The following is a 5854-nucleotide window of genomic DNA, read 5'->3' on the forward strand; positions in this document are numbered from 1 at the left end:
CGATCTCCTCCTTCGGCCGCCGCCCCAGCAGTGCCCATATTGCCGAAAGCAAATCCTTGAAAAACAGCGGCGAAAACACATTCTGCCAAAGTAGTGCTAATGGGCGTCGCCCACTACCTGCCGTAATCGGCACTGTCCGAAGTGCCAGGGCGCGGCACGCGCGCAATGGCTTGCCGAGCGGCAAGCCGAACTCCTTCCCGTGCCGTATTCCACGTGGTCTTCACCTTGTCGGCGCCGGCCAGAGAGATTGCTTTCCAGAATAGGGCGGTGGTCTATGCCATCCTGTTTCGCTGCGCGGCGGAGGCGCTCACCACCATCGCGGCCGACCCAAGCATCTCGGTGCCCAGCTCGGCGTGACCGCCGTCCTCCATACCTGGGGCCAGACCCTGCAACACCATCCGCATGTCCACTGTGTCGTGCCTGGTGGTGGACCTTCGCCCGACGGCACACGCTGGGTCGCTTGCCGGCCCGGCTTCTTCCTGCCGGTCCGCGTCCTCTCTCGGCTGTTCCGCCGCCTGTTTCTGCAAGAGTGCAAGCTGCCTTGGTGGCTGGCCAGTTGGGCTTTTTCGGTAATCTCGCCCGCCTCGCCGATCCCGCCGCGTTCACCCGAGCGCCTCGATCAGCTCCGACGGACCGACTGCCGAGTAGATGGGGACGTTACCGCCCCCATCCCTCACAGACCCGGACGTGCAGATTTCCTGCATCCGGTTCTTCACGAGAGAGATTCGCTCACGGCGGCGTAGCCGTGGAAGATCTTGGCCGAGGGCAGCGGGTGCCGTGCCAGAAGGTCGTTGAAGCGGGCCCATCGGACCACGCCTCGACGATCTCGCCGAGACAACCACTTGCGCCAGACCCGCACCACTTGGTTGGCGAACCAGCGCAAGCGTCGACTGTTGCCGCCAACGCCGTAGTAGGCGAAGTGGCCCCGCATCATAGAGGACAGATGGCGATGCTGGTCGCGGAGGGACCAGTGACGGTTTTTCCGACACCAGCCGTTCACCGCGGCCACTGCACGGGCGAACCGGCCTTTGGCCGTTACCTGCCGAACCATATCCTTGCCGTTCCGCGACCGTCCCCAGACATGGGTTAAGCCGAGGAAGTCGAAGGTGGTCCCATCCGTCTCCGGATGGCGCGCGCCCTGTGGTCTCTTTGGGCGGAAGTCGACGAGGCGCGTCTTGTCGGGGTGGAGGGTGAGTCCATACCGCGCAAGACGCTTGCCCAGGACCGATAGCAGGCGTTTGGCGTCGACGATGTTGTCGAACGCCATCAGCGCGTCATCGGCGAACCGGACAAGGGTGCAGTCCCCGTTGAGGCGCGGCCTCACCTTGGTCTCGAACCATTCGTCCAGCACATGGTGCAGGAAGACGTTCGACAGGCAGGGCGAGATTACGCCCCCTTGCGGGGAGCCCTCGGTCGTGCGGCGCAGAAGACCGTTTTCAACGGCTCCTGCTTTCAGCCATTTATCGATCATCCTTCGGATGACGCCGTCCGTGACTCGTTGGTCGAGGAACGCTCGAAGGTCAGAGTGCGGGATCGAGTCGAAGTACTTGCGTATGTCGAGATCGAGCACCCAGTAAAGACGCTTGGCCCACAGTACGTTCTGCAGAGTGCGGAGCGCCTGGTGAGCTGATCGTCCTGGCCGGAAGCCGTATGAACAGGGCAGGAAGTCCTGTTCATAGATTTCTTCCAGTACCATCGTCACGGCGCGTTGCGCCACCTTGTCTTCGAAGGTTGGAATGCCGAGCATCCTTTGCGAGCCATCCGCTTTAGGAATGTATGCTCGGCGGACCGGCGGCGCACGATAACGGCCGGACTTGATGCGCTCCAGGAGGTCCAGAAGATTGGCCTCCAGGTTCACTTCGTAGTCTGCCGCCGTGACGCCGTCGATGCCGGGAGCCCCGTCCTTGCGGGTCAGCCGATAGGCCTCCTTCATCCAGTCCAGATCGATGACGTGGTGGAGCGAGCACAGCGCCGTCCCCCGTTTCGTCCTCGCCAAGTTGGCTATCCGTTTTCGGTTCGTAGACAGGTTTGTGGGGTTCAGAGTCCCCTCCCGTGTTTCAGGTCAACGGTTCTCTACTCATGGCGCCTCCCCTTCCCTCGATCGGGTCCCGGCGAGCCCGGTTCCCCGACTTCATCGGTACTATGAAGGCGCTACGACTTCCCGCCCGCGCGAACCTGGTTCCTTATGGTTTCGGTTCCAGGCCCCACGCGCTCCTCCTGTATTCGTGTTCGCCGAGACGCTCCTGCTGAGCGCAGAGGACGCTCCGCAGGCCCGGGACATTGTTCAGCCGGCGTCCCCGTTCCGGCGTGCTGCACCCGTGGGCGCGAGCGGGATCTCACAGGTTTCCTGGCGATCCATCCTAGGCCTCTGCCCTGCTCCAAGACCCCGGCCGAGCCAGCTAAACCTCGCCTTTGACGGTCTTGCCAACACCGCCCCCGGCCAACCCAAGCCGAAGGCCTCAGCGGGTACATAATCTCGAGGCTAACACAGGGCTTCAGCATCCGCTGTCTACGCTTCACGAGTGACGTCGCCATCGCCCATGCAAGACTCGCTTCCGGCTGGCGGGCTGCGCCTCTACCGGGAGGGGGTCGTACCCTCAGGATCGCTTCGAAAGGTTTCAGGTTACATTTCCATTCTCCTTTCCAGGACTTCTCCTGTCGCAAGGGTTGTTTACGCCAAGCGGCCCTTCGGCGGGCCCGCACAGGTGTTGGCCTATCTCGGCCGCTACACCCATCGCGTCGCCATCGCCAACAGCCGGCTGATCTCACTCGCCGATGGCAAGGTGATCTTTTCCTGGAAGGACTATCGGCAGAATCGCAAAGCCAATGTAATGACGCTTGATGCCGGTGAGTTCATTCGTCGCTTTCTCCTGCACACTCTGCCGGACGGCTTTCACCGCATCCGCCACTATGGCTTTCTCGCCAATGGCGGACGCAACGATAAAATCGCCCTCTGCCGCCAACTCCTTGCTGTCCGCAACGCTCCGGCTGATCAAGAAGCCGGCGGCGATCCTCTCGTCAAATGCGAGATCCCCGTCTGCCCACATTGCGGCGGCACCATGCGGCGCGTCGAAGTCGTCCCGCGAGCCGGCGCACGCGACCATCCGTTTCGTTGTGACACGTCATGACCCACGCCTGCACTATCCACCCGTTCCGTGATCACTCTCTCGGTGGCAACGTCCGATGTCGACGTGGCCGCGTTCGTCACCAAACATCCCGCCAATCGTTCGGCCACGCATCCCAGCACAGCAAATCGCTCGCGGCATCCCGCTCTCGGCCCGAGCAATGGCGCCGCTCACGTCCGATCAATATCGCGCCGACGCGCGGCGACCACAGGGGCGCCTTCTCCGCAGCCGCACTGGCTGCACTATCCCCATAGCGCCCACAACTCCGCGGCTTCGTTCAATCCGGCTTCTATGAGGTCGCACGCTACGACAGAGCGCGCGGGTGGCCTTTGCCCCGCGACCTCACCAGAACCCTCCAGATTCCCAAACCAATCTGTTTCTGATTCACCATGCTGCCTGGGCGGAGGCTAGCATGGATGGGCAAGCCTTACTCTCTTGATCTTCGCAAGCGCGTTGTGGCAGCGATTGAGGGCGGAATGTCCCGCAATCAAGCCGCCAAGCAGTTTGAAGTGGCGATCAGCACCGCGATCGGCTGGATGAAGTCGGTCGATGAAACCGGCAGCGTTGCGCCGGGCCAGATGGGCGGTCACAAGCCGAAAGCGGTTTCGGGACACCACGCGGTCTGGCTGTCGCAACCGATTGGAGGACGGCGATTTCACCATACGTGGACTCGTTGCCGAGCTTGCCGGTCGCGGCCTGAAGGTCGACTACCACTCGGTGTGGGACTTCGTGCATGCCGAGAAGCTCAGCTTCAAAAAAAGCGTGGTGGCTGGGGAACGCGATCCTCCCGACGTGGCACGGCGGCGAGCCCAGTGGACAAAGTACCAAGGTCGCATCGAAGCTGAGCGGCTGGACTTCATCGACGAGACCTGGACCCGGGCCGACATGGCGCCGTTGCGGGGGATGCGCCGCGTGGGCACAGGCTCACCGCCAAGATTCCTCACGGCCGCTGGACAACCATGACCTTCCTGGCGGCCCTCCGCCATGACCGGATCGATGCACCATGGTTCATCGAGGGACCAATCGATGACGTGAGCTTCCGGATCTATGCCGCGAAGGTTCTCCTGCCGATCCTTCGTCCCGGCGATATTGTCGTCCTGGACAACCTCGGCAGCCACAGAAGCAAAGCCGTGCGCCAGCTCATCCGCTCCCCGGAGCCAAGCTGTTCTTCCTGCCAAAACACTCGCCTGACCTGAACCCGATCGAACAGGTCTTTGCCAAGCTCAAACATCTACTCCGGAAGGCAGCCGCACGAACTGTCGATACTGTCTGCGCCGCCATCGGCGAACTCCTTGACGCTTCACGCCCGAAGAATACGCGAACTATCTCAAAAACTCAGGCTATCGAAGCTAAGCTAATGCCATCACGCTTTAGTGGTTCATCACAGTGATTTCGACGTTCTGATACCGAGCCATTCGAGGATCGGCAAGTTTTCCGGCGGCACGAGGATTTCGATGCTTCTGGGGACGCCAGGTTGACGTCGGATGAAGCCGTTTCGTTCGAGGGTGACGATCATCTGGTGGACCGAAGGCGGGCTGACGCGGAAGTGGCGCTGGATATCGGCTTCGGCGGGTGGACGTCCGAACATGTGGGCGTAGGTATGGATGAAAGCCAGGTAATAACCCTGCTTCTCGGTGAAGCGCGCGCCTGATTTTTGACTCATCGTTGGATTCGTCCCGGCCTCCGACAAGGAGGCAAAGCATGAATGTACGTTATCGGATCGAATTGAGCCAAGCCGAGCGCAACGAACTGACGGCGATGCTCGGCGGCGGCAAGCACGCTGCCCGCAAGCTTAAGCGGGCGCAGATTTTGCTGGCGGCCGATGGAGGCTGCCGCGACGAGGAGATTGCCCGGACCGTGAGTGTCAACCTCTCCACCGTCGGCCGGACCAAGCGCCGCTTCGTGGAAGGCAATCTGGAGCGAGCCTTGAGCGAGGAGACGCGTCCGGGGGGCTGAGTGCAAGCTGACCGGCAAGGAGGAAGCGCTGCTGGTGGCATGCTCCAAGCCGCCCGCCGGCTGCAAACGCTGGACGCTGACGCTGTTGGCCGACACGATGGTCAAGCTCACCGATCGCAACAGCTTGTTGGGCGTGCTACAGCGCCAGTGTCTCGGCCGCCGCATCGACGATCCCAAAAGGCTCCGAAACGAGATCGCAGCATGGCAAAAGAGACGGAATAAGACCCGAGTCCGCAGCAAATGGATGTTCACAACAGATAAAGCCCGCGCCAAACTCGGCCGCGCCTATCCAGCCACCCCCAAAGAGATGAACCACTAGGCGAACTCTGCGGCACCTCTCCAGAGGCAGCTAGCGTTGAGTGCTATTGGTCGATCCAGCATCCCAGCATTACAGTTGCTTTGTTTGCAGACTTCTGAATCCATGGGCAACCATGATTCGAATGTCGTGGGCGCGGGCCGCGTCGGTTGAGGAGACGCTTGCGTTGTGGGCGGCGTCGCTTCGAGAGATCAAGAAACGGATACGTCCGTTGTTCACGCAAGAGCGTGTTGCGACGAATGCAGGCTTGTTCCTGGAAGGTCTGCTCGGAGATGAGCAGCGCAAGACCGGCTGGATGCGCGCGGAGGCGGCTGGCGATCCTGGCCCATGGCGTCAGCAGGCAATTCTGGGTCGTGGAGATTGGGACGCTGATGCCCTGCGCGATATCGTCCGCGACTATGTCATCGAGCACTTGGCGGATGACGATGCGGTGCTGGTGATCGACGAGACCGGCTCC

The 5854-nt window shown here is 61.8% G+C and carries 4 protein-coding genes and 4 pseudogenes; 5 read left to right on the top strand and 3 right to left on the bottom strand.

The window, feature by feature from the left end; translation table 11 throughout:
• Window positions 1-184 (bottom strand): hypothetical protein (locus tag IVB48_RS23780; RefSeq protein WP_247403529.1); only part of this gene is annotated, 184 nt, incomplete at its 3' end.
• On the opposite strand from IVB48_RS23780, the pseudogene IVB48_RS23785 reads away from it, so the two are divergent.
• Window positions 116-604: pseudogene (locus tag IVB48_RS23785) on the top strand (transposase); the annotation flags it as partial. The gene IVB48_RS23780 and the pseudogene IVB48_RS23785 sit on opposite strands and share 69 nt — an antisense overlap.
• 108 nt (window positions 605-712) lie before the next feature.
• Here IVB48_RS23785 and ltrA read toward each other — a convergent pair.
• Window positions 713-1996, bottom strand: coding sequence for a group II intron reverse transcriptase/maturase (gene ltrA, locus IVB48_RS23790; RefSeq protein ID WP_247403520.1), 1284 nt, complete (start codon window positions 1994-1996; stop codon window positions 713-715).
• A 601-nt stretch (window positions 1997-2597) separates the two neighbouring features.
• Here ltrA and IVB48_RS23795 point away from each other — a divergent pair.
• Together IVB48_RS23795 and IVB48_RS23800 are read left to right on the top strand one after the other, a co-directional pair.
• Window positions 2598-2972, top strand: a pseudogene (locus tag IVB48_RS23795) (transposase); the annotation flags it as partial.
• A gap of 569 nt (window positions 2973-3541) precedes the next feature.
• Window positions 3542-4478 (top strand): annotated as a pseudogene (locus IVB48_RS23800) (IS630 family transposase).
• A gap of 28 nt (window positions 4479-4506) precedes the next feature.
• Here IVB48_RS23800 and IVB48_RS23805 read toward each other — a convergent pair.
• Window positions 4507-4788: a helix-turn-helix domain-containing protein gene (locus IVB48_RS23805; RefSeq protein WP_247403523.1), complete on the bottom strand. Its 282-nt coding sequence runs from the start codon at window positions 4786-4788 to the stop codon at window positions 4507-4509.
• 38 nt (window positions 4789-4826) lie between these two features.
• Here IVB48_RS23805 and IVB48_RS23810 point away from each other — a divergent pair.
• Window positions 4827-5400: pseudogene (locus IVB48_RS23810) on the top strand (helix-turn-helix domain-containing protein).
• Window positions 5401-5512: 112 nt separating this feature from the next.
• A partial coding sequence (locus IVB48_RS23815) for a transposase (protein WP_247403526.1) occupies window positions 5513-5854 on the top strand: 342 nt, incomplete at its 3' end.

The sequence above is a fragment of the Bradyrhizobium sp. 76 genome (assembly GCF_023073025.1).
GTDB lineage: Bacteria > Pseudomonadota > Alphaproteobacteria > Rhizobiales > Xanthobacteraceae > Bradyrhizobium.